The organism is Stieleria sp. (assembly GCF_041595215.1).
In the GTDB taxonomy this organism is placed as follows: Bacteria; Planctomycetota; Planctomycetia; order Pirellulales; family Pirellulaceae; genus Stieleria; species Stieleria magnilauensis.
This window is the reverse complement of record NZ_JBFHKV010000006.1, coordinates 1-25,435: the sequence shown is the minus strand read 5'-3', so window position 1 is coordinate 25,435 and position 25,435 is coordinate 1. Positions and strand designations below refer to the sequence as shown.

At 60.5% G+C, this 25,435-nt stretch carries 19 protein-coding genes and 1 pseudogene; 7 read left to right on the top strand and 13 right to left on the bottom strand.

Annotation, left to right across the window (positions count from 1 at the left end):
• From ABX749_RS00550 to galE, 10 genes are all read right to left on the bottom strand, one after another.
• The coding region (locus tag ABX749_RS00550) for a serine/threonine-protein kinase (RefSeq protein ID WP_372894298.1) at positions 1-3,560 on the bottom strand (3,560 nt) is incomplete at its 3' end.
• 134 nt (positions 3,561-3,694) lie between these two features.
• Positions 3,695-4,588: a hypothetical protein gene (locus ABX749_RS00545; RefSeq protein ID WP_372894297.1), complete on the bottom strand. Its 894-nt coding sequence runs from the start codon at positions 4,586-4,588 to the stop codon at positions 3,695-3,697.
• Between the two features lie 68 nt (positions 4,589-4,656).
• Complete coding sequence (fabF, locus tag ABX749_RS00540; RefSeq protein ID WP_372894296.1) at positions 4,657-5,946, bottom strand: beta-ketoacyl-ACP synthase II; 1,290 nt, start codon at positions 5,944-5,946, stop codon at positions 4,657-4,659.
• A 182-nt stretch (positions 5,947-6,128) separates the two neighbouring features.
• Positions 6,129-6,374 (bottom strand): acyl carrier protein, encoded by a 246-nt coding sequence (locus ABX749_RS00535; protein WP_095739641.1) that lies wholly within the window; start codon positions 6,372-6,374, stop codon positions 6,129-6,131.
• Positions 6,375-6,623: 249 nt separating this feature from the next.
• A complete protein-coding gene (gene fabG, locus ABX749_RS00530; protein ID WP_145221067.1) occupies positions 6,624-7,382 on the bottom strand; it encodes a 3-oxoacyl-[acyl-carrier-protein] reductase in 759 nt (252 codons plus the stop codon).
• A 78-nt stretch (positions 7,383-7,460) separates the two neighbouring features.
• Entirely contained in the window at positions 7,461-8,381 is a 921-nt protein-coding gene (gene fabD / locus ABX749_RS00525; protein ID WP_372894295.1) for an ACP S-malonyltransferase, read from the bottom strand.
• Between the two features lie 119 nt (positions 8,382-8,500).
• Positions 8,501-8,683 carry a 50S ribosomal protein L32 gene (gene rpmF / locus ABX749_RS00520; protein WP_095739644.1) on the bottom strand — a complete coding sequence of 61 codons (183 nt, stop codon included), beginning with the start codon at positions 8,681-8,683 and terminating at the stop codon, positions 8,501-8,503.
• Between the two features lie 197 nt (positions 8,684-8,880).
• Entirely contained in the window at positions 8,881-9,897 is a 1,017-nt protein-coding gene (locus tag ABX749_RS00515) for a methyltransferase domain-containing protein (RefSeq protein ID WP_372894294.1), read from the bottom strand.
• 182 nt (positions 9,898-10,079) lie between these two features.
• A complete protein-coding gene (locus tag ABX749_RS00510; RefSeq protein WP_372894293.1) occupies positions 10,080-12,059 on the bottom strand; it encodes a c-type cytochrome domain-containing protein in 1,980 nt (659 codons plus the stop codon).
• Positions 12,060-12,383: 324 nt separating this feature from the next.
• Complete coding sequence (gene galE / locus ABX749_RS00505) at positions 12,384-13,376, bottom strand: UDP-glucose 4-epimerase GalE (RefSeq protein WP_372894292.1); 993 nt, start codon at positions 13,374-13,376, stop codon at positions 12,384-12,386.
• Between the two features lie 110 nt (positions 13,377-13,486).
• Here galE and xerD point away from each other — a divergent pair, with 110 nt between their 5' ends.
• Positions 13,487-14,440 (top strand): site-specific tyrosine recombinase XerD, encoded by a 954-nt coding sequence (gene xerD / locus ABX749_RS00500; protein ID WP_095739649.1) that lies wholly within the window; start codon positions 13,487-13,489, stop codon positions 14,438-14,440.
• An 18-nt stretch (positions 14,441-14,458) separates the two neighbouring features.
• Here the strand turns inward: xerD and ABX749_RS00495 are convergent, their stop codons facing one another.
• Entirely contained in the window at positions 14,459-15,112 is a 654-nt protein-coding gene (locus tag ABX749_RS00495) for an FHA domain-containing protein (RefSeq protein ID WP_372894299.1), read from the bottom strand.
• Between the two features lie 98 nt (positions 15,113-15,210).
• Positions 15,211-16,434 carry a class I SAM-dependent rRNA methyltransferase gene (locus ABX749_RS00490; protein WP_372894291.1) on the bottom strand — a complete coding sequence of 408 codons (1,224 nt, stop codon included), beginning with the start codon at positions 16,432-16,434 and terminating at the stop codon, positions 15,211-15,213.
• A gap of 162 nt (positions 16,435-16,596) precedes the next feature.
• On the opposite strand from ABX749_RS00490, the gene ABX749_RS00485 reads away from it, so the two are divergent.
• Entirely contained in the window at positions 16,597-16,875 is a 279-nt protein-coding gene (locus tag ABX749_RS00485; protein WP_095739652.1) for a ferredoxin family protein, read from the top strand.
• Positions 16,876-16,968: 93 nt separating this feature from the next.
• Here the strand turns inward: ABX749_RS00485 and ABX749_RS00480 are convergent, their stop codons facing one another.
• Positions 16,969-17,574, bottom strand: a complete 606-nt coding sequence (locus ABX749_RS00480; RefSeq protein ID WP_145221089.1) for an HNH endonuclease — start codon at positions 17,572-17,574, stop codon at positions 16,969-16,971.
• Positions 17,575-18,190: 616 nt separating this feature from the next.
• Here ABX749_RS00480 and ABX749_RS00475 point away from each other — a divergent pair.
• From ABX749_RS00475 to ABX749_RS00455, 5 genes and pseudogenes are all read left to right on the top strand, one after another.
• Positions 18,191-19,969 carry a hypothetical protein gene (locus tag ABX749_RS00475; protein ID WP_372894290.1) on the top strand — a complete coding sequence of 593 codons (1,779 nt, stop codon included), beginning with the start codon at positions 18,191-18,193 and terminating at the stop codon, positions 19,967-19,969.
• A gap of 89 nt (positions 19,970-20,058) precedes the next feature.
• The gene (gltX, locus tag ABX749_RS00470) at positions 20,059-21,609 is read left to right on the top strand and encodes a glutamate--tRNA ligase (RefSeq protein ID WP_372894289.1); all 1,551 of its coding nucleotides are present in this window, start codon (positions 20,059-20,061) and stop codon (positions 21,607-21,609) included.
• A gap of 205 nt (positions 21,610-21,814) precedes the next feature.
• A complete protein-coding gene (locus ABX749_RS00465; protein WP_372894288.1) occupies positions 21,815-23,173 on the top strand; it encodes a cytochrome c in 1,359 nt (452 codons plus the stop codon).
• A 180-nt stretch (positions 23,174-23,353) separates the two neighbouring features.
• The gene (locus tag ABX749_RS00460; protein ID WP_372894287.1) at positions 23,354-25,060 is read left to right on the top strand and encodes a glutamine--tRNA ligase/YqeY domain fusion protein; all 1,707 of its coding nucleotides are present in this window, start codon (positions 23,354-23,356) and stop codon (positions 25,058-25,060) included.
• A gap of 22 nt (positions 25,061-25,082) precedes the next feature.
• Positions 25,083-25,435 (top strand): annotated as a pseudogene (locus ABX749_RS00455) (8-amino-7-oxononanoate synthase); the annotation flags it as partial.

Here is a 25,435-nt window from a genome sequence, read left to right as displayed (position 1 = left end):
TGGTCGCGATTGAGGGCGCGCACCTGATCGGCTGAGAGATCCAACGCATACTTCGACTCCAACGAGTCTCTCGTGAACAGGACAAAACAATAGCGCTGCGCCTCGTGACGATAGACGGCGAGATGTCCGATTCGATAGCCGCTGTCGGCGAGTTCGGTGGCGAGTCCGGCCAGACCATCGCGAGGGACCTGGTGGGCCACGATCGCGTGCGGGCCGATCACCGATTGAAAGGAGTCCAACTGAACCAAGAGGGCGTCGTCGATTGCCGGGTCGGGTGTCAAATCGACTCGATCACGATCACCGGCGATCCACCAGGGCGACCCCCAGGGACGAGTGACATCAATCACCTCGGCCTCGGCCTGACTGATCTGATCCCACTGCCGCCGCAGCGCATCACGAGCCCGATCCGGATCCGCTTCCATCGTTTCCAACAGCAAATTGAATTCAGAGGCGTGGGCGGAGCGGACCAGGTCGGCGAGCAAGTGGAAATCCGTTTCGGCGAACTGACGCACCAAATTGACGGCGGTCAACGAAGGCTGCTCCCGCTGCGGATCCGACAAGTGTTTGGCAAGCCGCGGCAGCAACGTCTCCGCCAGCGGCGAAAATCCCAGCCCCCAGCTCTTCGACCAGACCGGATTTTCGGCCAGCAGCAACTGCACCAATACCGCTTGATCGTCCGGATCATCGAAGCCACCGATGCTGCCGGGGTCGTTGGCGATCAGACAGGCCGCGCGAAGCAATTCCCCGCGCGTCGCGGTCTGGTCTCGCCACAGGCCGACCGCCAGCTCGTTGGTGGAGTTCATCAAGGGAACGATGTTCCGCGCGATCTGGACGACCTCGTCGACCGGCGCGGTCAGCGCGTGCCTGGTCAATGTTTCTGCCGCGACGACGTCTCGGTCTGCATTGACCAGGGCCGCGCGGACACGAACCGATGGCCTGGAATTTGGATCGGCAACGAGTGTCGACGCCTGGGCTCGAATCCATGCATCTTCGCGCAGCGCTGTGGCCAACGGGATCGCTTCGGAAAGCTCGGCGTCGACCAGGCGGGTCAGCGCCGCTTGACTGTCCCGCTGTCGAATCTGGTTGAACACGAACGCGTAGCCGCCCCAGCTGACGGCCAACAACAATCCGACGACCAGCAACCACGCCCCGAGCCGACCGAGATGGCGCTGTCGGGCGGCGTTCATCATCCTCAACTGCGGTCCGGTATAGGTCGATGGCGGGATGTGTCGACGAACGGCAAGGTATTCGCTGAGCGTCGGCAACGCTTGGGGCAGCGGACGAGCACGGTACAGTTCGGTGAATTCATCCAGCCGCAATCGCGCCTTGCCGGCTTTGGTGGTGCGGTTTCGCAATTCGACCCAGTGACGGATGGGCGCAATCAAGAAATCATGCGTCAGCTGATAGCCGGTCGTGCCGATCTGGCTAGTCGACGATTCGCTGCTAAAGCTGTCTTCTTCGGTCCGGTCGGTCGGGGTGATCAGATGCAGTTCACCATCGAGCACAGCGATCAGTCGACGGAACGCGGCTTTGTCGCGGTAGCCGGTCGCTTCCATCAGTTCCTGCTCGCTCCGCACGGCGCCTTTGATACTCGACCCCGATTCGGGCAACAGGGCGCGGAGAACATGCTCGGCGCCTTCGGCGAACAACCGGATCCGCCGCGGCGAACGCTCATTGTCGAAGGTCTCGTCCAAGAACCGGACCCCGATCCCGGTGCCGCCGTCTTTGAACAGCGACGAGCTGGTTTCCCAGTTGCGATGTTTGAGCATTTCGGTCAACAGCGCCAACTGGACACAGATCACGCGACCGTCACTGGCCAGGTAACGGATCGCCGAATCCAGGAATTGATTTTGACGTGGACTGAAATGAGTCTGTGAATCAGGTAATCGCTCGTGCGCGGCGCCGAACAGTGCCAGCACATGACGGGCATGGCGGGTATCAAACAGATCCAACAGCGTCGCGTTTTCGTTCTCGGCGATCGGCAGATCGATCGCTTGCATCAATCGTGAAATGCCGAGCCAAAAGTCGTCGCGCACCATCAAGATGCATTGCACCTGTACGCCATCGCACTGTCGCAGCGCGGCGGTCAACGATTCGCGTTCGATGTCGGGATGGGAGAACAGCCACTGTTCGAACTGATCGATGAAAATCACGACCTTGGGTTGATTGCCGCGGCGGAGAGCGGCAATCAGGTCCGCCAGATCCGTGACCGATCCAAAACGGGCATCGCCGAATTTCGATCGGATCGCACCGGCCAGGGCCGACTCGGTTGATTCGGGAGTCGCTTGCAGATAAATGCTCGTGCACGGACTGCCCAATCGCGGCATGATACCGGCCCGGACCAGCGACGTTTTTCCGCACCCGCTGGGTCCATAGATCAGTCCGACCGGGACGGCTCTGGACGCATCGTTCGACTCGATCCGCGCCAACCAAAATCGCACAATGTCCGGCAAGCCGTCGCGGTCATAGGGTCCGGGCAACAATTCCAAGTAGTGCTCGGCATCTCGCAAATCAAACGGGCGAAGTCCTTTGGGCAGGGTGCGGCGCTGGCGGTGACTGTCTGCCTGAGTTGCGCCCGGACCAAACGCCGACGGAGCCGACGCGATGGACGTGGACGACTCGCCGTCGATCGATTCGACAAAGTGTGCCAAGTCCTCGACCAACAGTTCACAACTGGCGTAGCGGTCGTGAACGGACTTCGAAAGCGACTTGAGACAGATCCGCGCGAGTTCCGCCGGCACCTCGGACTCGATTTCACGAGGGTCGACCGGATCGTGATAGATGATCTCTTGAAACAGGCTGTCGCGGTCTTCGCCTTTGAACGGTTTGCTGTCGGTCAGCGATTGATACAACACCGTGCCGAGGGAAAAAATGTCCGAGCGCCCGTCGACCCGGTGGCCTTCACCCCGCGCCTGTTCCGGACTCATGTAGGCCGGCGTTCCGACGTAGGCGCTGCGGCCTTCACGCTCGACGTCGCGCAATGCTAAACCGAAATCGACGACATACGGACAATCCTCTTCGTCGATCAGGATATTGCCCGGTTTGATGTCGCGATGGACGATGCCGCGGGAATGGGCGTAGGCAAGCGCGTCGGCGACGTGGCGAAGGACGTCGGCAAGCTGTCGATAGGAGGGACGTTTTCGCCGAAGCCACTGGCCGAAGGGACAACCGTGGATCAGTTTGGTGACCAGATAGCAGGCGACCTGTTGCGTCGCGGCGGCCCGATACACGGGCACGATATGGGGATGGTCCAAGCTGGCCATCGCGCGGGCTTCACGCAGATACGCCGCGGCGAGATCGGATTGATTGACCAGGCGTTGATGCGGGACCTTGAGCGCGACCTCACGTTGCAGCAAGCCGTCATAGGCGCGATAGACCGTTCCGAAACCGCCCTTGCCCAGAAACCCCAAGACGGAAAACTCTTCGATCCTTGTCAGTTCCTCTTCGGACGCATGTTGCCGGGCCGATTCCAAAGAGTAGTCACTGGTGACGACCTGATCGTCGAGTCTGGAAGGGGTTTGAGACGCGTTGGTCGGCTGGGTGATGTCGTCTTCGCTCATCGATGCGCCATGGTGTTGCCGTCTGCAGTGCTCTGGCCAGAGCGCTCGCGTCCGTCCGCGGCTGGTGCGGCGCAGGACCGTCCGATTCACCCCAGAGCCATTCTAGTTGACCCGCCATCACCCTGCGCGCATGTTCACTCTGGAAGCTTCAAGCGGTGCTTGTTTTGCTCGTAGAACTTGGTGATATCCAGCGACGCCCGGCGTTCCTCTTCCATCAGTTGGATCCGGGCCTCCAGCCGCTCGATTCGCCGAGCCATCTGGGGAATCAGATCCTGGGTCTCGTCCGCCGGAGCGGGCTTGGGAACGGCGGGATAGCCGAGGTGTCGCTGCAGGGCGCTGAACAGGTACAGCGGATCCTTGCGGCGATTGGCCAGCGCGATCCGGCCTTCCTTTTCGCCAAACAGGAATGGGCCCTTGTCGTCGACAGGTTTACCGGCCGCTTTGAGTTTGTTGCGGTAGTCCTCGCTGACCAGGAAGACGAGGTCGGCAAAGTCGATCAGACCGATTTGGGCGCGGAGGCCGAGGATCCACTTGCTCCAACCGTCGTCATAGATCGGATCGCCGCTCATCGCCGTCAATCCGCGATCGTAGGAGAGTCGATTTCGGCACAGGACCTCGAACTGAAAGAAGAACATTCCGGCCGGATTGGCTTTTTCGACACGGTACTCCGCTTCGGCCTGCATGACTTTGAAGGCGGTGTTCATCATGAACCGGCCGGTGTCCGATTCACTCTGGTCGACCAAATAGGTTTGGAACGGGGTGAAGTAGTGGGCCAGCTGTCGCATCGCCGGACCCAGCAATCCGGAGTGTTTGACCTCGGTCAGCAAGTACTCCATCGCCATCGGCAACCGTGTGGTCGCCAAGACTTCGTGACGCAGCTGTTCGAGCAAGTCCTGGATCGGAAACTTACCCCCGGCCTGTTCGTGCAGCAATTCGAACAGGTGGGCCTGTTCGATGTACTCGTCACGATCGAGGATGTTTCCCCGCTCGGGCGGATGGGTCGCGTTTGGCGGTTTGAGAGGTGGCATGGCAATAGCGTACCAGCCGACGCGGTGTTTTAGGGAGCGGCTTGCCGCGGCGGACGACGTTTGCCGCGTCAGCCGTCGAACCGACCAACAACGATGCAGGCGTTGTGTCCACCGAATCCGAAGCTATTGCTCATCGCGACTTTGACGGCGCGTGACTTGGCCTCGTTGGGGGTGTAGTCGAGATCGCAGTCGGGATCGGGCGTTTCCAGATTGATGGTCGGCGGGATGACTTCGGATTCGATGGTTTTACATAGAATCACGGCCTCGACTCCACCGCTGGCACCGAGCGAGTGTCCCAGTGCGGACTTGGTGCTGCTGACGCTGGTCTGATAGGCGGCATCGCCGAAGACGCGTTTGATGGCGGTGGTTTCGGCTTTGTCGCCCAGCGGGGTACTGGTGCCGTGGGCGTTGATGTAGTCCACGTTTGCCGGATCGATCCTGGCATCGGCAAGGGCGGCGGTCATCGCGGCAGCGGCACCGATCCCATCGGCGTCGGGCGCGGTGATATGCCCGGCGTCGCTGGTGGTTCCGTATCCGAGGACTTCGCCGTAGATCTTTGCCCCACGCTTCTTGGCGTGTTCGAGTTCCTCAAAGACCAACACCCCGGCGCCTTCGCCGAGCACGAAACCATCGCGATCGGCATCAAACGGCCGGCTGGCCTTGGTCGGTTCCTCGTTTCGCGTCGAGAGGGCCTTCATGTTTTGGAACGCGGCCAGGCCCATCCGGGTCAACGCCGCTTCGCTGCCACCGGTGATGACCAGATCGGTTTCGTTGAGCCGGATACTGCGGAGCGCATCGCCCATCGCGTTGGTCGCACTGGCACAGGCGGTGGCGACGGCATAGTTGGGGCCTTTGAGCCCGTAGGTGATGGAGATATTCCCACCGGCGGCATTGACCATCATCTTGGGCACGGTGAAGGGACTGACCCGGGAGGGGCCTTTGGTCAGCATGCGTTCGATCTGGTTTTCGATTTCGATCAGCCCGCCGATGCCGCTGCCCAGGATGACGCCGCAGCGGGTGCGGTCGACGGATTCAAAATCGATGCCCGAATCCTGAATCGCTTGGTGGCCGGCGTGGACGGCGAACTGGGTGAAGCGATCGAGTCGTTTCGCTTCACGCGGATCGGCCACACCGTCGAGCGTGAAGTTCCAGACTTCACCGGCGAAATGAACTTTGTACTCGGACGTGTCGAGCAACTCGATCTTGCCGACGCCGCTTTCCCCGGCGATCAATCGGTCCCACATTTTGGGGACTTCCAGAGCGAGCGGAGTGACGGCGCCGATGCCTGTGATGACCACACGGCGATCACCTCGGAAAATCTGTGGTTGTGACACGGTGTGTGATGAACCCTGGGTCATCGTGATGCCTTGGCGATGCGTTCAATTGATCAAAGCTGCGAACGTGACGAATCAGAGGTTCGAGAGGTCCGAATGAAAAAAATGCCGCCCACAATGATCGGCAAGCGGCTGCTGGAGCCGGATCACCACAAGACCATGAGGCGGCAATGCGATTGAATAAGGTGGTTCGAACGAGGGACGAATCAGGCGTCTTCGCCTTTGGCATTCTCGATGAAGTCCACCGCCTCGCCGACCTTTTGGATCTTTTCAGCAGCTTCGTCAGGAATGCTAATGTTGAATTCCTCTTCAAGCTCCATCACTAGTTCGACGGTATCCAACGAATCGGCACCCAGGTCGTTGACGAAGGACGTTTCGCGGCTGATCTTGTCTTTCTCGACACCAAGTTGTTCAGCAACGATATCGACCACGCGCTCTTCGACGGTAGCCATAAGCAATCTCCAATGGTTTGATCTGCAAGGGAAGTTATCGAGGGAACGAAACGCCCCTCATCTGTAGGGAGGAACGAGACGGCAGGGTTTGGAGCCCGGAGACGCTTCGTTGATTCGCCGAAAAGATAGGGGAAACAAGCAAAAGGCGTCAATATGCCGGGATTCCCGACTCACCATCTCGCGAAGGTTTTCAGTCGGCTAAGGTGGCCGAAAGTCGCTGCGGCACCCGCTACGGGGCCGATCGACTCGCTATCCGGTGATTCCCCCGTCGACGACGATCGTCTGGCCAGAAATATATCCGGCGGCCGGGGAAGCGAGAAACAGCACCGCGGCAGCGACATCTTCGGGGTTTCCGATGCGTTTGGCGGGAATTGTTTTGATCACTTCGTCCAAAATCCCGGCGGGAATCGCGTCGGTCATGTCGCTGGCGATGAAGCCCGGGGCCACCGCATTGACCGTGACACCGCGATTGACCAATTCTTTGCTCATCGTTCGGGTCATGCCGATCATCCCGGCCTTGCTGGCCGAATAGTTGGCTTGGCCCTGGTTGCCGATCAGCCCCGAGATGCTGGCCATGTTGATGATTCGGCCATATTTTTTCTTTCGCATGATCCCCGCAGCGGCCCGGCAGCAGACAAAACAGCTGGTCAGGTTGGTCGCGATCACGCTGTCCCATTCTTCGTCGCTCATCCCACGCATCGTCTTGTCGCGTGTGATGCCGGCGTTGTTGACCAGAATGTCCAGCCGGCCGTGCTCCTTGGCCACGCCTTCGATCGCCGCGGCGGTCGCTGCACGGTCGGTCACGTCACAGGCCAAGGCGATGCCCTTGCCGCCGACGGCTTCGATTTCCGCGACCGTCGCCGCCAGTTTTTCCGCGTTGCGGGCCATGCAGGCGACCGTGGCGCCGTTCATCGCCAGCGCTACCGCGACGGCTTTACCCAATCCTTGCGACGCGCCGGTGACAATCGCGACTTGGCCGGACAGATCGGCTTTGAGTGTCAGTTCCATGTTTCTCGTTCGGGGAAAATCTTGGGAGTCGGGAAGACGGGGCAATCGGTCTGACGATTGCATGTTCCTGGAAACGCTCTACTGGTCGCCAAATCCATCGGTCGGGATCTTACGCTGAATCCGCTTCAGCGTTCCTCGCAGCACGCGACCGGTGCCGGCTTCGAGAAACCCTTCGATTCCATCGGCGATCATGCGGCGAATACTCGCCTCCCACATCACCGGCTCGGTGACTTGGCGACTGAGCAGGTCGCGGATCTCATCGGCCGATTGATGCGGCGCCCCGTCGACGTTGCTGTAGACGGGAATGCGGGTGTCGCAAAGGGGGATCTCTGCCAGGGCTTGCTTGAGCGACTCGACCGCCGGCGCCATCAGCGAGGTGTGGAACGCGCCGGCAACCGACAACGGCACCACCTTCATCGCTCCGGCCTCGACCGCGGCGGGCTGCAAACGCTCGATGGCCGTCAGGTGGCCGGAAACCGCGATGTTGCCCGGGCACAGCAGGTTCGCCGGACGCAGGACCTCCTCGTCTTGCCGCACCTCGTCGCACAGGGCTTGCAGCTTTTCCAGCTCCATCCCGATCACGCTGGCCATCCCGCTTCGGACGGCGTCGGAAGCCGATTGCATCGCCTGGCCGCGGCGTTGGACCAATTTCAATCCGTCGGCAAATTCCAGCCCACCGGCAAAGCAAACCGCGGTGTATTCACCGAGGCTCAGCCCGGCACTGGCGCTGATCCGTTCGACCCGCTCGGGATGCTCCGCTGCCAACACCCGGGCCGCGGCGATGCCGACGGTGAACAAGGCGGGCTGACAAAATTCGGTCGCATCGAGTTTCTCGGACGGGCCGTTCTGGCACAGATCGGTGAGATCGTAGCCGAGAACCTCACCCGCTTCGGCGAACGTCTCGTTGGCGATCGGATAGGTTTCGCACAGCCATCGACCCATGCCGACGCCCTGTGCCCCCTGACCCGGAAACAGAATTCCGGCGGAATTTACGTCCATTGATAACAGCCGCTAAAAAAGAAAACCGCCGAACAACCTCATGCCGGTGCCACAAACGACACCCGGCAACACGGCACGGCGGAAAGCGTCGAAAAGAATCGTCCCATCACGCCGGACGATTACTCGTCAACCGGCTCGACAACGGTACGCCCTTGGTAATAGCCGCATTTGGGGCAAATCGTGTGCGTCGGCACCGAACTGCTGCACTGCGGGCAATACGCAATTTGGCGTTTCTTGACGCGATCGTGGCTGCGGCGTTTGCCGGTTCGACTGTTGCTGTGTTTTCGCTTGGGGACAGCCATTGCTGCTTGGGGGGGTAAGTATGGTGTTGATTTCGAATCAAATTTGGCTCAGCATCGTAGAAATTCTGAGTCGGTTTCGTCAATCCACGATTAAAAAAAAGGGCGACTCGGGGACAAAGTAACGCCGATCGCCCGCCTGGATCGACCGCCGACGGACTCGGCAGACCGCATCAACGCACCAGCTCCCTGCACTCTCGCTACGCTTTTTCGGCCACCATCATCCCCAGTCCGGCTTCGCTGGCGGCCAAGTACGTGAATTGTATTCCCCCCAACCCGGCAGCCTGAAACATGGCCTGGCACTCGCGCAAATCGCGGACCCGGCCCTGCGGGGTCGCCAGGTGGATCGACAATCGCCCCAGCGATTCTTTCAACCCAGCCCGCCCCGGTCCGATGTAAAAGTCCGGCACCGCGATCCGACCGCCCGGTTTCAGGGCCGCCGTTGCTTTTTCCAACAGGCCGGCGGCTTGATCGTCCGAATAACCGGACAGCATTTGGGCCAACACGACGAGTTCAAACTGTTGCTCGCCCACGGTGACAGCCAGCGGATCGCTTTGAATGGTTTTGAAGCGATCGCCCAGCCCGATCGACTCGGCCGTGCGTCGCGCCGCCTGCAACGCCGCCGGTTCATCGACGGCCACAACACTCGCCTCGGCGTCCCGGTGCGCCATCGCGCAACTCCACACGGCCGACCCGCAACCCAAGTCCAAGATCTTCGTGCCGGGGGAGGCGTCTGGGCCGCCGATGTCCAGGATTTCGGCCGCCTGCATCGCCGCGGCGGTGTGAATCCACTGGGTCGCGGCGTTGCGAGCACGGTATTCCGCGGCGTCGGCGGACGACGCGGTTTCGGGGTCGCTCAATCGGTCAACGAGACCTTCCCAGCGGCGGTCGCCCAAATCGTCATCGTATTGGCAAAGCAGATGCCCGGCCCTGGCCAGCGCGAAATCTTCCCCGTACTGCTCGACGAACCCGATCGCCACCAAGGCATCGAGCAACAGTGCGGTGGTCTCGCGCTGCAGCGACAGGGATTCGCAAAGTTCTTCGAGCGTGTGTTGCTTTTCACGCAACCGAGCGGTCAGCCCCGATTGTCGCGCCGCGCGCATCAAATGGGCCGCCGCGTTGGTCTGCATCCAGTTCTGATATTGCTCGATCGTGCGGTCACCGGCGGCGCGGACGGCGGACTCGCTCGCTTTGACTTGTTCGGGACTCGGGTTCATGACTGAAATGGATCGCGGGGTAAGCTGAAAGCTTGCAAGCTTAGCCGATGGCACGCTGAACGCTTACCCCACGGGTCGAGCGGAAAAGGGGTCAGGTACCAAAAACTAAATAGCCCGTAGGGTGCTTCGCATTTTTGGTACCTGACCCCTTTTCAGCGGCACCCCTAACTCTAGCCGGAGCACTAGCGTCTGAACTGGAGCAGCTGGTCGATGTAGATGGTGGGCGTGACGCCGAACCCGCCGACGAAGGCATCGTTGAACGATTTGCCGTCATCGAGCAATCGGAACGTGGCATCGAGCATTTTGCGGCGGCCGCGGTCCAACATCGACATCGCCAAGGCGGTCCCGAACGAGTCCGCTTGCTCGGGCGTGAGCTTGTTGTCCAAGAAGGCCTTGGCATCTTTGACCGCCGATGCTGCTTCACCAGCCAACACCCGCAATTTTTCTTTCTCGCTACGGCTCTTGGCGTTCTGTTGCATCGCGGTGGCCGAACCGATCCCTTCGGCGAACCAGCGTGGGACATCGCTGCCGCGGCTGGCCACCGCCAGGCTCACGATCGGCGCCAGAAGTCGAGATTCAATGGCCTCTTCGTCCTCGGTTTCCGACGCCACGGTAGCGGCGTAGGCGTCGATCCCGTCGTACTGCCAGTGGGCCGACCAATCGCTCGGCACGCTGCGTTGCTCGACCATCTTGGCAAACTCGCTGTAGTCATAGCGGCGTGGCAAAACAAAGATCGTCGCGCGGCCGTGGAAATAATCTTCGGCGGCCGTCGCTGACGCCGGTCGCGCGACCGACTTGGCGATTTTGAGATGTTTTTCTGCCGCCCGGCCGACCACTTCCAAGGTCTGCTGCGAACCGGAACCGACGACGCGGAAGTGGTCGGTTTGGTATTCGGTCAGCGCGGTCGATGAGTTGGCCAATTTATAATTTCGATCGGCCAATTCGGCTCGCTTGGCGGACATCTCGGCACTCGAGGCGCGTGAGGCCCAGGCGAGTTTGCTGATCACTTTGATCGGCTGCGATTGGTTCGCATCGAGGGTCGCGCCTTCGTCGATCCATTTGGAAATCAACGCGATCGAATCGTCGCTCAGCGGTGGCCGCCCACCGGCCGGCATCCGTTCGCCGTCGGTCGCGGTCCCGCGCAGTTTCTTGACCAACAGACTCGCTTCGCCACGCCCCGGCGTGATGACCGCCCCGCTGTCACCGCCGCGCATCATTTGCACAAACGTGTCCATTCTCAATCCGCCGCGGACCTGCATGGCGTCGATGTGGCAGCCGCCGCAATGCTCGACCAGCAGCGGTGCGATATCGAAGGAAAAGCTAACCGTTTCGTTGCCTGTCGCTTGCGTGATCACCGGCGGCTTGGTTTCCATCGCCGGGGCGGGCGTATTGGCGGCGGCGAGCATTTGATTCGGATCGTTGCCATCAAATTTGGCGCCTTGGGTGATCCATGTTTTCAACGTATCCAGTTCGGCCGCGCTGACCTTGGCGCCGCCGCGCGGCATGTCGCCTGTTTCGATCGTTTCGATCAGCCGGCTGCCGATGACGTCACCGGCGAACACGACGACGCCTTCGGGTGGCCCTTGCATCAACGCGGTGTAGCTGGACGTGCTAAATCCACCGCGGCGTTCGCTGATGTGACAACGACCACATTTGCTGCTCAAGATCGGCGCCACATCTTTGGTGAAGCTGACCAGGGTGCCCGATGGCGGAGTGCCGGGCGTGTTGGGATCGGGTGAATTCGGATCGGGCGGATCGGACGACGCCATCGGAGTCGACGCCGTCCCGGTCGGACGCGGCGGACGTCGAAACGGCGGCAGTGAGATCCCTTCCAATTCCAACATCGCGTGAGCCCGCGAGATCTTGTCGATGTGCACGACAATGGCGTCGTACAGCTCGGGGCTCCCCAGGTCGACCGCGCGTTCGACCTGCTCGAGCGCCTTGCGAATCTCGTTGCCCGACGAATCGTACTTGCCTTCGAAGTAAGCCTTCCCGGCCCGGTTGATCGTCGCACCGATGGTCGACACGATCGCTTTTTGACGTCGATCCAATTCGACCGCATGGGCTGTTCCCCCACCGATCACCCCGCCGGCAACCAGATCGACCATGAACGTGGCGAGCAGCAGGACGCAACGCGTCGCGAGGGGGATGATTCGTTTCATCTTCATTAAAGTAGTCGGCGGGGCGTCAGTCGCGTTCTTGCGACCGTTGCGGGACCAGAAAGGTAGTTCGTTGTCGGCTTTGAATGTTTGGGTTGCGTCTGTCGAGCGGAAACGGGGTCAGGTACGAATGACACAGGCATGAGTGTTGGTGTGCAGGCTTCAGCCGCCCACTGTCGCTGCGACGCAGCGACCGGGAATCGCCTCAAGGCTAGACACCAACGGTTGCTGAATCTCCTGTTGCGTCAAGTTGACGAAGCAATCGGCGTGTCTGTGGACCGCGCCTCCCTTGGCGAACGAAATTTGCGGTCGCGAGAGCCCAAAATTCTAGTGCAAAGCGTCGGAATAGCCGTTCGGGTGGCTTTGGTGCCACTTCCAGGCGGTTTCCACGATGCTTTTGACATCGTTGTACTGGGTTTTCCAACCCAGCAACTCCGCCGCCAGACTCGCGTCGGCAACCAGTTCCGGCGGGTCGCCGGCGCGGCGGGCTCCCATCACTTCGGGGATCGGATGGCCGGTGACCTCGCGGCAGGCCTGGATGATTTCGCGGACGCTGGTGCCCCGGCCCGTCCCCAGGTTGACGCAGATGCCTTTGCCGGGCTGCAGTTTTTCCAGCGCGACCAGGTGAGCCGCACCGAGATCGTCGACGTGGATGTAATCGCGGACGCAGGTGCCATCGGGTGTCGGGTAGTCGTCGCCGAACACGGTGATCGCGTCGCGTTGGCCGAGCGCCACTTGCAAGACGATCGGGATCAGATGCGATTCCGGGGTGTGGTCTTCGCCGATCGACCCGTCCGGCCGCGCACCGGCGGCGTTGAAGTAGCGGAGTGCCGCGTAGCCGAACCCGTACGCCGCGGCGTAATCGGCAAGCGCCTGCTCGAAGACCAGCTTGGTAAATCCGTAGGGATTGATGGGCTGCTGAAGCGTCGTTTCAGCGATCGGAATCGTGTCGGGTTCGCCGTAGGTCGCCGTCGTGCTGCTGAAGACGATTTTCTTGACGTCGGCTTCGCGCATCGCGTCAAGCAATTCGATCGCCGCGACGACGTTGTTGCGATAGTACAGGGCGGGATCATTGACCGATTCATTGACCAACGCAAAGGCAGCAAAGTGCATCACGGCGTCGATCTGTTTGTCTTTCAACACGCCCGTCAATTTTGCCCGGTCGGCCAATTCGCCTTCGACCAGCATGCCGTCCGGCACCGCCTGGCGGTGCCCCCGCGAGAGATTGTCGTAGACGGTGACCCGGTGGCCAGCTTCGGTGAGCAATCGAACGGCGTGCGAACCGATGTAACCGGCACCACCGACAACCAAAACATTCATGAAATCCACTTCAGGCATTAAGGGCAACGGATGTGGCGACGTGGTGTGCCGACCAAGAGATTACGGAAACCATACATCAATCTTCCCCCGATATCGGATGAAATCAATCGGTGGCCAAACGACGAACCAAGTTGCAATTGATGCAGGAGTCGGGGCCGCCCGAAAAACCGTCGCACTCGGCCGACACCATCCGCGAGGAGTTTTTGAACTATCTGCGCGGTGAGTGCCACCTGGCCGACAACACGATCGAAGCCTACGGGCGGGATCTCAACCGTTTCATCGGCTGGGTGGGAAAGAAACGCCTGGACTCGATTCGCGTCGGTGACCTGACGCAGTTCATGGGCACCCTGTCCGAATCCGGCCTCGCGCCGGCTTCGGTGTCACGCGCGGTCGTCGCCATTCGCACGTTCTTCAAGTACCTGCAACTGGAAGGGACAGTCAGCGAAAACCCGGCGGAATTGCTGGCAGCCCAAAAGATGTGGCAGCGGATGCCGGGCGTGCTGTCGCAGCGGCAGGTCGATTTGTTTCTCCGCGCCCCGCGCCGGTCCGACGCCTTCTGGCTCCGCGACATCGCGATGCTGGAAGTCTTGTACGCGACCGGATGCCGTGCCAGCGAAGTCTGCTCGCTGCGGGTCCGCGATCTTTCCTTGGACCAAAAACATCTCAAGTGCACCGGCAAAGGCGGCAAGCAACGGATGGTCCCGATCGGCAGCCAAGCGATCGCGGCGATCGAACGCTATTGCGAAGAACTGCGTGGCGAACTGGCCGCCAAACCACCGCACCCGCCGGACGAACTGTTTCTATCACGCAGCGGACGGGCGCTCGATCGCATCCAACTCTGGCGTCTGGTCAAGCACTACGCCAAACGAGTCGGCATCGATTCGGCCATTAGTCCCCACTCGCTGCGCCACAGTTTTGCCACGCACTTGTTGGCCGGCGGTGCGGACCTGAGGCAAGTGCAAGAGATGCTCGGCCACGCCAGCATCCAGACGACGCAAATCTACACCCACGTCGAGCACTCGCGACTGAAACGGGTGCATCAGCAGTACCATCCGCGGGCCTGAATCAGGGGCGTCCCGCAATCATTCGCCATTCCAATCGGGGTCGGCGATCTTGCGATGCATTTCACCCAGACGTGCTTGAACACCCAACAGTCGTTGCCAGGAACTCAGCTTCAAGGTGACCGATTGGCTGGACTCGTCGATCTTGGCCGTCTCCACCAATTTGCAGAGACGGTGCTGCAGGAAATCCAAAATCTCGCACAGTTGTGCTTTTTGCCCCGGGCTCAAGTTGTCGGGGATCGAGGGGATTTCTCGGACCGACGCGATGTCCATTTGGAAGGGCGATTTCTCCTGACTCAACTCGAGTGCAACGGAACTCTCCGACGAAGACATCTCGCGCGACATGGTCGGGTTTTCGCTGCCCAGTGCCGCCAAACGCGCCGCAATCTCCTCTTCGGATCCGACCAGCATCAGGCTTCGACCGACCGAGATCAGGTCACCGCTGCGAAGGATTTTGAGCGGATATTCCACTCCGTTGACCTTCGTCCCGTTGGTGCTGTCCAAATCCGTCAGGACCAATCGGTCGTTGTCACGCTGGATCTTGAAGTGGCAACGGCTGACACGCTCGTCGTTGAGTTGGATGTCATTGACTTCTTCTCGTCCCACCGTGAACGGTGGGATGAGATCGCCGAAGACTTTGCCGCGATCGGCGCCGTGAAGAACTTTCAACGTCACACCCGACATGGGCAGACCCCGAGATGAAGAGGATCGAGAAAGAGGATTGTCGTGATGCATCAATATATCTGGTTGTTTGACGTGCGTCTGCCAGAATTCTAGACCACCTGGGCGATCACGCATTTTAAATAGTCACTTTCCGGGCAACCGACGGCCAGCGGGTGATCCGGAGCCGGCCCTCGATTTTCCAAAACGATGATGTCGCGACGCTGGCGACGCCCCACATCGACCAGCATGTTGAGAAACTCGCTGCGTGAAACACGACCGCTGCAGCTGCACGTGACCAGGATCCCACCGGGGGGAAGCAAGTCAACGGCCAAACTGTTCAACCGCCGGTAGGCCCGCAAGGCTTGGTCGACCTGGTGACGCGAGCCGGCAAAACGCGGGGGATCCAGAACCACGGCGTCGAAGGTTTGCCCCTCGTCGCCGAGCCGTTTGAGGGCGTCAAAGCAATCTTCCTGCAAGAACGACATCCGATCGGAGACCCCATTTCGTTGTGCCGACTCGGTGGCCGCCGCAATCGCCGACGCACTCGAGTCGATGCCCACCACGTTTTCCGCACCCTGTCGCGCCGCCACCAATCCGAACCCGCCGGTGTAGCAGCACACATCTAAGACGCGTTTTCCACGCAAATAGCCCGCCGCCGCTTCGTGATTGAGCCGCTGATCCAGGTAGCCGCCGGTTTTTTGGCCGCCGACCAGGTCGACCGTCAAATCGAGTCCGTTCTGGCGGTACTTGACCGGCTCATTGAGTTCCACCCCCGCGATCGCCAGCGTACCCGGCTCGGGATCCAGCCCTTCATACTTGGCAGTTTTCTCATCCACCCGGACCACGATCTGGCGGCACTGCGTCACCTGCTGCAGGTGATCGAGAATCGGCTGACGCCATTTCATCAATGCCCCGGCGGTAAATTGGACGCCGAGACAATCGGCGTATCGGTCCACGATCAGACCGCTGATCAGATCCGATTCGCTGAAAATCAGCCGTTCGGCTTCGTCGGCTTCCGCTTTCCGGGATAGCCGACGCCGACCGATCGCCGCGCCAATCCGCTCGATCCAAAGTGCATCGTTGATCGGCGTGGTGCTCTCATATGTGTACAAACGCACCCGCAAACGGCTGTGGGGATTGACCAATCCGCGGCCCAGAAAATTTCCGTCCATGTCCACTAACTCGACGATGTCCCCACGCTCCAGGTTGCCGCCGTCACTGAACCGGTTGCCGTCGCTGATCAACGCGTGGGCATGCACCCAGGGGTGTCGGGAGAGAAAAGGAAACTGTCGTCCCGGTTTGACACGGAGCTGTTGGGGGGTGGGTTGGGACACGGCAGGCCAGGGTGCGAGTCGAAGGTATTGGTCAGAATCTTTGAAGAATGACCGATCGCTGCCTCGTTGCACAGGTTGGGGTGCAGCCAATCGCTTCTCCGGCCGATATATTGGGCGAAGAGCTGATTCTTGAGTGGTTCCCGTTACGAAAGGTTTTTGAACATGACTCATATCGTCGCCGAACCCTGCGTGGGTTGCAAATACACCGATTGTGTCGTCGTTTGCCCCGTGGAATGCTTCTACGAGGGCGAGCAAATGGTTTACATCCACCCCGAAGAGTGCATCGATTGCGAAGCCTGCGTGCCCGAATGTCCGGTCGAGGCGATCTTCCACGAAGACAATCTGCCCGAGGAGTGGAAGAGCTACATCGAATTGAACGCTCAAAAGTCTGAAGAGTGCGAGGTCATCACCGAAAAGAAAGAGCCTCTGGCAGACGATTGATCGCGATTGGGACGATCCATGTTTGGCCCCCAGCCAAACAAAGAGCCTCGTCGGTGATTCACCGACGAGGCTTTTTTTGATGCGGCAGCGATTTCAACCGGCGGCCGGCAGAAACGTCTTCCAGCAATCGTAACGCGGGTCATTGACCGAATGCGTGACGAGCGGGTTGAACCGTGGCTTGGCCGGCTTGGTTCGCAGCTTCATGCCTGCCTGCTTGGGTGTTCGGCCGCCCTTGCGACTGTTGCACCGCAAACAACACGCCACGATGTTTTCCCACGTCGTCGGTCCTCCCTGGCTCCGCGGCACGACGTGATCCAAGCTCAACTTGTGCGTCGGATAGTCCTTGCCGCAGTACTGGCAGGTGTGTTCGTCGCGGGCAAACAGGTTCTTGCGATTGAAACGCACCGTCTGCATCGGCATCCGATCGAAACGAGTCAATCGAGCGATCCGCGGAACTTGCATTTCAAACCCGACCGCTTGAATGAAGTCATCGCCGGGTTGCTTCTCGATCGCGTTGAGCTGACTCATCTCGCACCAGCTGTCAAAGTCATAGCTGATGAACTGGCCCGCCTCGTGGCTGATCACCTCGGCACATTGGCGATACAACAGCGTCAACGTTCGACGTACATCGACCACCCGAATGGCCATGTAAAATCGGTTCAAGATCAAAACGTGACTGTCCAGCAAACTCTGACTCATCGCTGCGAAATCCTTGCACTTGTTGCAGGCCTAGCGGCCGGCCGGGGTGACACGATCGGGATGATGTTGCGTGTTGCAATCCGCACTGTCTTCTGATGAACCACATCAGCATTCACATTCTAGTCAACCCGACAGCGCGGATGGGCCCCCAATTGAGCCTCAAACGCCCTCTGAAACGTCGACTTTTGCGAAACCTTCATCTCCGCCGGCGGCTTTCGACCCTCAAACGCCCGATCCGCCTGGCAGCGAGACACTTGGTGCCCCCGTCCGGGTTCGCGGTCTGGGTTCGCGGTCTGGGTTCACAGTCGGGCAGTTTTGAAGTCGGTGACCGCAAGGGATTTTGGGCACTCCCCCCCTGAGCATCGTTGTCGACACATCTGGGCATCGCTGTCGACACATCTTTGATGCGTTCCCGGGGGCCGGGCGTGGGAACCCGATTGACCCGGTCCGGCGGTTTTTCGTAGGAACTCAGAGCGACGATTTCCCCGTTCCCGCTGGAAGCAGCCAACGCCGTTGCTAGCGTTACTGGCTCCAGCATTACTGCCGCCTTCGATCGACTCGACCGCCCCCGTCCTTCATGTCCCAACTTCGCCGCACCACGGATCGCCGGCGGCGCGTGCTGTACCATTCGCACGTGTCCCCCCACACCCCTTCCACCCCGGCGACGCGTCGCGCGGCGGCGGAACTGCGTGCCGCACGGCAGCCGGCCCAACCCTTCGGGTCGCGCGTGCATCAACATCTCCGCGGACGTTGGTTTTCGTTGGTACCGGTCTCGCGAATGGCGATGGTTTTGTCCGCAGTGATCGTGGTGGCGATCTCGATCGCGCTAACGGTGCTCCATCACGCGGCGTTCACTTGGCCCACTCTTGCCTATCGCGCCGATCTCGCCCGACCCCTGCTGATCCATCGGCCGGACAGCTTTGCCGCCTGGTGGACGACGATGCTGCTGCTGCTTTCGGCCGGTGCCACCCGTTTGATCTACGTGCTTCGCCGACACCGCCGCGACGACTATCGCGGCCACTATCAATTGTGGCAATTGACGCTGGTGGTGTTGCTGTTGGCCAGTGTGCATGCGACCGTCGATCTGGTCGGTTGGCTGGGCGCGTCGCTGGATCTTCTGGTCGGCGATCGCGCGGTGCTATCCGGGGCGAATTGGTTGCGGATCGTGCTGGACGTCGGCGGCATCATCCTTGCCATGCGACTGATCGCCGAAGTCTATCTTTGCCGCCCGGCGTTGATTGCCATGATCGTCTCGGCCGTGCTGATCGGATTTTCAGAACTGGCCCATTGGCAGATCGTGGTCGTCGATGGGGCCGCCAAGGCGACACTGGTGATTGCCGCGCCGATGCTGACATGGTCCTGCTTTCTGGTCGCCGCGACGCTTTATTTGCGGTCCATGTACCGCCAGATCCGCAACATCCCCGCGGCCCCGTCGCTCCGCGAACGCCTCGCCCAATGGGTCGCCGAGCATCGCAACCGTGATGAGGAAGACTTCCCGTCGGAGTTCTTTGAGCCGCAAGACACACCACGTCCCGCGGTCGCCAGCGTCGCACCCCGGCGTTCCCCCGCGGTTGCCCCGGCGGCGAAATCCGACGCCGTTGCTAAGAACGATGATGACAGTACAGACGTCGAGACCGATCTCGATGAAAACGATTCGGCGCGGCCGGACAAGCCGGGTTGGTTCGCACGCTTGAGACGCCGCGGCGGGAAAAACCCATCCGCTACCGATTCCAACGACGCCACGCCCGACGACTCGTCCCGGGCCGATGACGATGCCGCCGATGACGACGCCCCCGATCAACCCAAACCCAAGCGCCGTTGGTTCGGCCTTCGCGCGGCGCGTTCGACCGAGCCAACCGACGATGCGGAGGAATCGGCAGCCGAATCCGAAAACGATTCCGACGACCAAGCGGACAGCGAACGCCCGGCGAAAAAGAAAGGCTGGTTCTCTCTGCGGCTGAAACCCCAACCGTTGGCGGACTCCGCGGACCAGGACGGCGACGCGGCCGAGCCGGTGGCTGACGCTGACGACGACGCGGAGACCGAGACGCATGAGAAAAAGAAAGGATGGTTCGGCGGGCTGCTGCGACGCAAGAACGTTCACGCCGAGGAGTCGGACGACTCGGAGACCGAAGCGACAAACGGCAGCTCCAAGCCCCAGTCATCCGGTCGCGCGCCCGCTCGCGGTGCCGGTTCCCCATCACGCGGCTCGGGCCCGCTCAGCTCCGCCGCTCGACAGCAACGCAGCGCGCAGACCGCGGAACCGTCGCGCGGCAATCAAACGCAAGCCCTCGACGACGACATCGATCCCGATGACATCGACTGGGAATCGATGAGCAAAGCGGAACGGCGACGGATGCGAAAGCACCTCAAACGCACCGGCCGAGCGGCTTAGGATCGGGCACCGCGGCGCCGCCCTTCGTTTCAACCGCGGGCGCTGATATCGTGTCGCCATTCCCGTCCTCCCGTTCCCATTCAAATCCCATGATTCGAACCCGTTTTGCGCCCAGTCCGACCGGTTACTTGCACATCGGCGGTGTCCGTACGGCCCTCTTCAATTGGCTGTTGGCCAAACAATCCGGCGGGCAGTTTATCCTGCGGATCGATGACACCGACGCGGGACGCAACGTGACCGAAGCCCTGCAGCCGATCCTGGAGGGTTTCAAGTGGCTCGGCATCGACTGGGATGAAGGCCCGGAGGTGGGCGGCCCCAACGGTCCCTATTATCAATCCCAACGCATCGATCTTCACAAAGCCGCCGTTGCCCAGTTGCTCGCCAGCGGACACGCCTATCGCGACTATGCGTTGCCCGAGGAATTGAAGGCCGAGCGCGACGCCGCCGAAAAACGCGGCGAACGCTTTTTCTACGATCGGCGTTGGATGGCGGCGGACGATGAAGCAGCCAAGGCCTATGAAGCGGAAGGTCGCCAAGCAACCATTCGCTTGAAGATGCCGCGTGAAGGCGACTGCGTGATCGAGGACCTGGTCCGCGGGACGGTGACCGTGGCTTGGGAGACCGAACAAGACCATGTGATCGCCCGGACCGATGGCAGCCCGCTGTACCACCTGGCCAGCGTCATCGACGACCATGCCTTCGGGATCACACACGTCGTCCGCGCCGAAGAACACCTGCCTAACACGCCGCGGCAAATTTTCATCCTCGAATCGCTCGGCTACCCGCGTCCGCAATACGCCCACCTGCCGTACGTCGCCGAACCGGGCGGGACAGCCAAACTGAGTAAACGCAAGCTGAAGAAGTATCTCAAAAACAAAGACTTTGCGAACTTGCTGGAGCACGGCAACCGGATCGCCCAACGCTGCAACCTGGAAACCGATGACGAGACCTTCAACCCCGTGATCGTCGACTTCTACCGCGACATCGGTTTCACCGCCGACGCGTTGTTGAATTATCTGTTGTTGCTGGGTTGGTCGCTGGACGGTGAACGCGAAAAATTCTCCGTCGACGAGATGATCGAATTGTTCTCGTTGGCCCGCGTCACCAAATCACCGGCCTCGTTTGACCCGCAAAAGTTGATGGCGTTTCAAGCCGACCACTTCGCCTCGCTCTCGGCCGAGGCTCGATTGCAGGCGGTGGCTCCGTTCGCGATCGCCGCGGGACTGGTTGAATCGAGCGACGACCCGAAACTCGCCGCGGTCGCCGCCGCCGCCGGGGATCGGCTGAAGGTCGCCGGAGACATCATCGACTTCGACTATTGTTTCGTCGATGCGATCGAGTATGACCCCAAAGCCTTCGCCAAACGGATCACCAAGCCGGCAGACGCCTGCGACCTGTTGGCGGGTTTTCGTGAGGTGGTATTGGCGGCCGAGTCGTTCGATGCGGCGGAGGCGGAATCCCTGCTCAAAGGCTACTGTGAAACCGCCGATATCCAGATCGGACAGATCATTCACGCCGTCCGAGTCGCCGTGACGGGAACCGCCGTCGGGTTTGGCGTGTTTGATACACTGGCCATTCTCGGTAAAGAGAAGGTGGCCGAGCGGATCGAAAACGCGTGCAAAAAAGCCGCAGAAGCTTGATTCAGTTCCCAAAATGGCGCAGGTTACAGGATCCGGTCGACCACCGAGCAACCGGATCCCGATCAAACCTGCACCACTCCGTCGAGCCACCGAGGATGGATCGCTGGCCCGTAGACTCGCGTGAAACGGCTGATTTCCTCGCAGAATCAGACGGTTCGCCGCGAGCGCCCGGGCCTGTCCCGCGTACGTTCCCCGTCGAAATCCCATGAAAAACTACATCCTTTCCGCCCTGCTCCTGCTCCCGATCGCCTTCGCCGGATGCAGCCGACAACCGACCGAATACCCGGCGGAGTTCGAGCCGAATCTGGTCCATGCGATGAAGTACCAGATCAAAGAAGGCATTCCGATGGAGCAGGCGCTCGAGGACGCCAACTGGATCATCGACGGCATGTTCGGCACCCCGGACGAACCGACCCTGCCCGAGACTTTGCAGGACGACGAGTTCGCCGACTTGATCTCGCTGGACCGAATCAAGAAAGCAGCCGGACCGAACGCCAAAGGCAGCGGGCTGTATCGCAAACACTGTGTCACCTGCCACGGCGTCACCGGCAACGGACGCGGGGAAAGTTCGGCCCTTTATGATCCCTATCCGCGAGATTACCGGCACGGGATTTTTAAATTCAAATCCACCAAGCGGGGGTCCAAACCGGTCCGCGAAGACCTCGCCCGCGCGATCCGTGATGGGATCGCAGGCACGGCGATGAAGAAAATCCCTGGGCTGAGCGAAGCGGACATCCAAGCGCTCGTCGACTACGTGATCTATCTGTCGATCCGCGGGGAACTGGAGCGGACGCTGATCGACGACGCGATCTTTGAATTGGACCTGGAAGGTGGCGACCGGATCATCGATCGCCAGCTCGGAGAAACCCTGGCCGCCGGCGGTCGCGAGCAAATCGAAAAACAAATCGAAGCGTGGGAAAAGGCCGGAGAACCCGAGGACGCTCCTGCGGCGGCGCTCGCCGAGCGATTGGAGAATTTTGACGAGTCGATGGAAATCGCGGTCGAGATGCTCGAGGACATCGCATTTGATTGGCTGGACGCCGAAGAAGACGTGGTCGAAGTCCCCGAGCCGCCGGCCGACATCCCCGTGGCCGATAATTACGCCGAGTTCGTCGAACTCTCCAAGGGCGACCAAGCCGAAGCGCTGGCCGCGTCGATCAAACGGGGGCAAGAAATTTTCACCGGAAAAGTCGCTTCGTGTAGCAAATGTCACGGCGAAAAAGGCTACGGCGACGGCCAGAACAAAGACTACGACGACTGGACCAAAGACTGGACGACTCGGGCCGGGCTGAAACCCGAAGACACCGAGTCGCTGATCCCCTTGATGGCCCGGGGAGCGATGCCACCGAAGAACGCATTGCCGCGTAATTTCTCCGAAGGCGTGTTTCGCGGCGGAGAAGCCGCCGAAGACCTGTATCGCCGGATTCTGCAAGGCATCGAAGGCACCCCGATGCCGGCATCCACCTTCGTCCCCGGCGAGTACGAAAAAGACGACATCTGGCATTTGATCAACTTCATCCGCTCGGTCAAAAAGCCTGAACCGGAGATCACCGAGGCGATTTAACGCCCTGCGGAGATCAACCGGACCGGGCGTCCCGCCCGTCCAGACCGTCGCATCCTGCCGTTGCGTTTTCGGCAGATTTGTTGTTTGATCCTGGCAGTGGACGTGCGCACGAACCCGAACCGGTCGTGGCACGTCGTCTTCCCGTAGAACTGCTTTATCATCCAACGCAAAGCCGACGCCATGACCGACAGCTCCAGCGAGACCAGTGCCGATTCGTCACGCCCGACCAAACACTTTATCGAGCAGGCGATCGACGCGGATCTGGCCGCCGGCAAGGCGAACGGCGTGGTCACCCGGTTCCCTCCCGAACCGAACGGCTACCTGCACATCGGCCACGCCAAAAGCATCTGCCTGAACTTCGGGCTGGCCAACACCTACGGCGGCACCTGCAACCTTCGCTTCGACGACACCAACCCGTCCAAGGAAGAAACCGAATACGTCGAATCGATCATGGACGACGTCCGTTGGCTGGGCTTCCAATGGGACTCCTTGCACTACGCCAGCGACTACTTCGGACAACTCTATGAATGGGCCGAAAAGCTGATTCAAGAGGGACTCGCCTACGTCTGTGACTTAAACGCCGAGCAGACGCGAGAATACCGCGGCACGCTGACCGAACCGGGAAAGAACAGCCCCTACCGTGACCGCAGCGCCACAGAAAACCTGGAACTGTTTCGCAAGATGAAAGCAGGCGAGTTCCCCGACGGAAGCCGGACGCTGCGGGCGAAAATCGATATGGCGTCGCCGAATCTAAATCTGCGTGATCCGGTGATGTATCGCATCATGCGCGCCCACCACCATCGCACCGGCGACGACTGGTGCATCTACCCGATGTACGACTGGGCACACGGACAAAGCGATTCGATCGAAGGGATCACGTTCTCGATCTGCACGTTGGAATTTGAAAACCATCGACCGCTTTACAACTGGTATTGCCAATCACTGGGCATCCATCACCCGCGACAAATTGAATTTGCCCGGTTGAACATGACGTACACCGTGATGAGCAAACGCAAGCTGTTGCAACTGGTCAAAGAAAACCACGTCAACGGTTGGGACGATCCCCGCATGCCGACGATCAGTGGCCTGCGCCGCCGTGGCTACACGCCCGAATCGATTCGCAATTTTGCGGCCGATATCGGCGTGGCGAAATTCAACAGCACGATCGATGTGGTGCGTCTGGAGAACGCCGTCCGAGAACATCTCAATCGTGTCGCGCCGCGACGCATGGTCGTGTTCGATCCGATCAAATTGACGATCACCAATTGGCCCGAAGGAAAGGTCGAAATGGTCGACGCGATCAACAACCCCGAGGACGATGCTGCCGGAACAAGGTCGGTTCCGTTCAGCGGGACGCTTTACATCGGTGCGGATGATTTCCGTGAAGAGGCACCGCGCAAGTTCTTCCGACTCAAGAAAGGCGGCTCGGTCCGGCTGCGAAGCGGCTACATCATCGACTGCCACGATGTCGTCAAAGATGACGACGGGAACGTGATCGAGGTCCTGTGTACCTACGATCCGGAAACGAAATCAGGCCAAGACAGCTCCGGACGCAAGGTCAAGGGCACGATTCATTGGGTCAGTGCCGATCACGCGATCCCCATCGAAGTCCGCAACTATGACCGCCTGTTCGCGGTCGAGAACCCCGACCAAACCGCCGAAGGACAAACGTTCTTGGACCATTTGAATCCGGACTCGCTGTCGGTGACCGAAGCGTTTGCCGAACCGGAAATCAAAACCGCCGAGGCGGGGGACCGGTTTCAATTCGAACGGCTGGGATACTACGTCGTCGATCCAGACTCCACGGACAAACAACGGGTCTTCAACCGAATCGTCCCGCTCCGCGACAGTTGGGGTAACATGGTGGCCAAGGGAAAGACGAACTGAATCGCCGATAGCGTAGGCCGTGATGTGGGATGACTTTGATCAAACGTTAGCCGAACTCCGTCGCCGCGGAAGGATGCGTCAGTTGCACCCGCGGCGGCTGGACGGTGTCCACTTGGTCGACGAAGCGGGCCGGCGATTGATCAACTTCGGCTCCAATGACTACCTGGGTTTGGCCTCGTTTGTGGCGTCCAACTCGATGCACGTTGATTCGGTCGGTGCCCAGGCCAGCGGGCTGGTTTGTGGCTGGACCGATCGGCATCAGTTGCTTGCTGAAACGATCGCCCGTTTCGAACAGACCGAGTCGGCGGTCGTCTTCCCGACCGGATTCGCCGCCTGTTCAGGCACGGTGTCGGCGGTTAGCAGACAGGGCGACTT

Excerpts from the sequence above, each read along its gene's own strand:
- ABX749_RS00465 (WP_372894288.1), top strand. The coding sequence starts at position 21,815 with ATGAAAAACTACATCCTTTCCGCCCTGCTCCTGCTCCCGATCGCCTTC.
- ABX749_RS00515 (WP_372894294.1), bottom strand. The coding sequence starts at position 9,897 with ATGAACCCGAGTCCCGAACAAGTCAAAGCGAGCGAGTCCGCCGTCCGC.
- gltX (WP_372894289.1), top strand. The coding sequence starts at position 20,059 with ATGATTCGAACCCGTTTTGCGCCCAGTCCGACCGGTTACTTGCACATC.
- ABX749_RS00460 (WP_372894287.1), top strand. The coding sequence starts at position 23,354 with ATGACCGACAGCTCCAGCGAGACCAGTGCCGATTCGTCACGCCCGACC.
- rpmF (WP_095739644.1), bottom strand. The coding sequence starts at position 8,683 with ATGGCTGTCCCCAAGCGAAAACACAGCAACAGTCGAACCGGCAAACGC.
- ABX749_RS00485 (WP_095739652.1), top strand. The coding sequence starts at position 16,597 with ATGACTCATATCGTCGCCGAACCCTGCGTGGGTTGCAAATACACCGAT.
- fabG (WP_145221067.1), bottom strand. The coding sequence starts at position 7,382 with ATGGAACTGACACTCAAAGCCGATCTGTCCGGCCAAGTCGCGATTGTC.
- fabD (WP_372894295.1), bottom strand. The coding sequence starts at position 8,381 with ATGGACGTAAATTCCGCCGGAATTCTGTTTCCGGGTCAGGGGGCACAG.
- fabF (WP_372894296.1), bottom strand. The coding sequence starts at position 5,946 with ATGACCCAGGGTTCATCACACACCGTGTCACAACCACAGATTTTCCGA.
- ABX749_RS00545 (WP_372894297.1), bottom strand. The coding sequence starts at position 4,588 with ATGCCACCTCTCAAACCGCCAAACGCGACCCATCCGCCCGAGCGGGGA.
- galE (WP_372894292.1), bottom strand. The coding sequence starts at position 13,376 with ATGAATGTTTTGGTTGTCGGTGGTGCCGGTTACATCGGTTCGCACGCC.
- ABX749_RS00535 (WP_095739641.1), bottom strand. The coding sequence starts at position 6,374 with ATGGCTACCGTCGAAGAGCGCGTGGTCGATATCGTTGCTGAACAACTT.
- ABX749_RS00510 (WP_372894293.1), bottom strand. The coding sequence starts at position 12,059 with ATGAAACGAATCATCCCCCTCGCGACGCGTTGCGTCCTGCTGCTCGCC.
- ABX749_RS00480 (WP_145221089.1), bottom strand. The coding sequence starts at position 17,574 with ATGAGTCAGAGTTTGCTGGACAGTCACGTTTTGATCTTGAACCGATTT.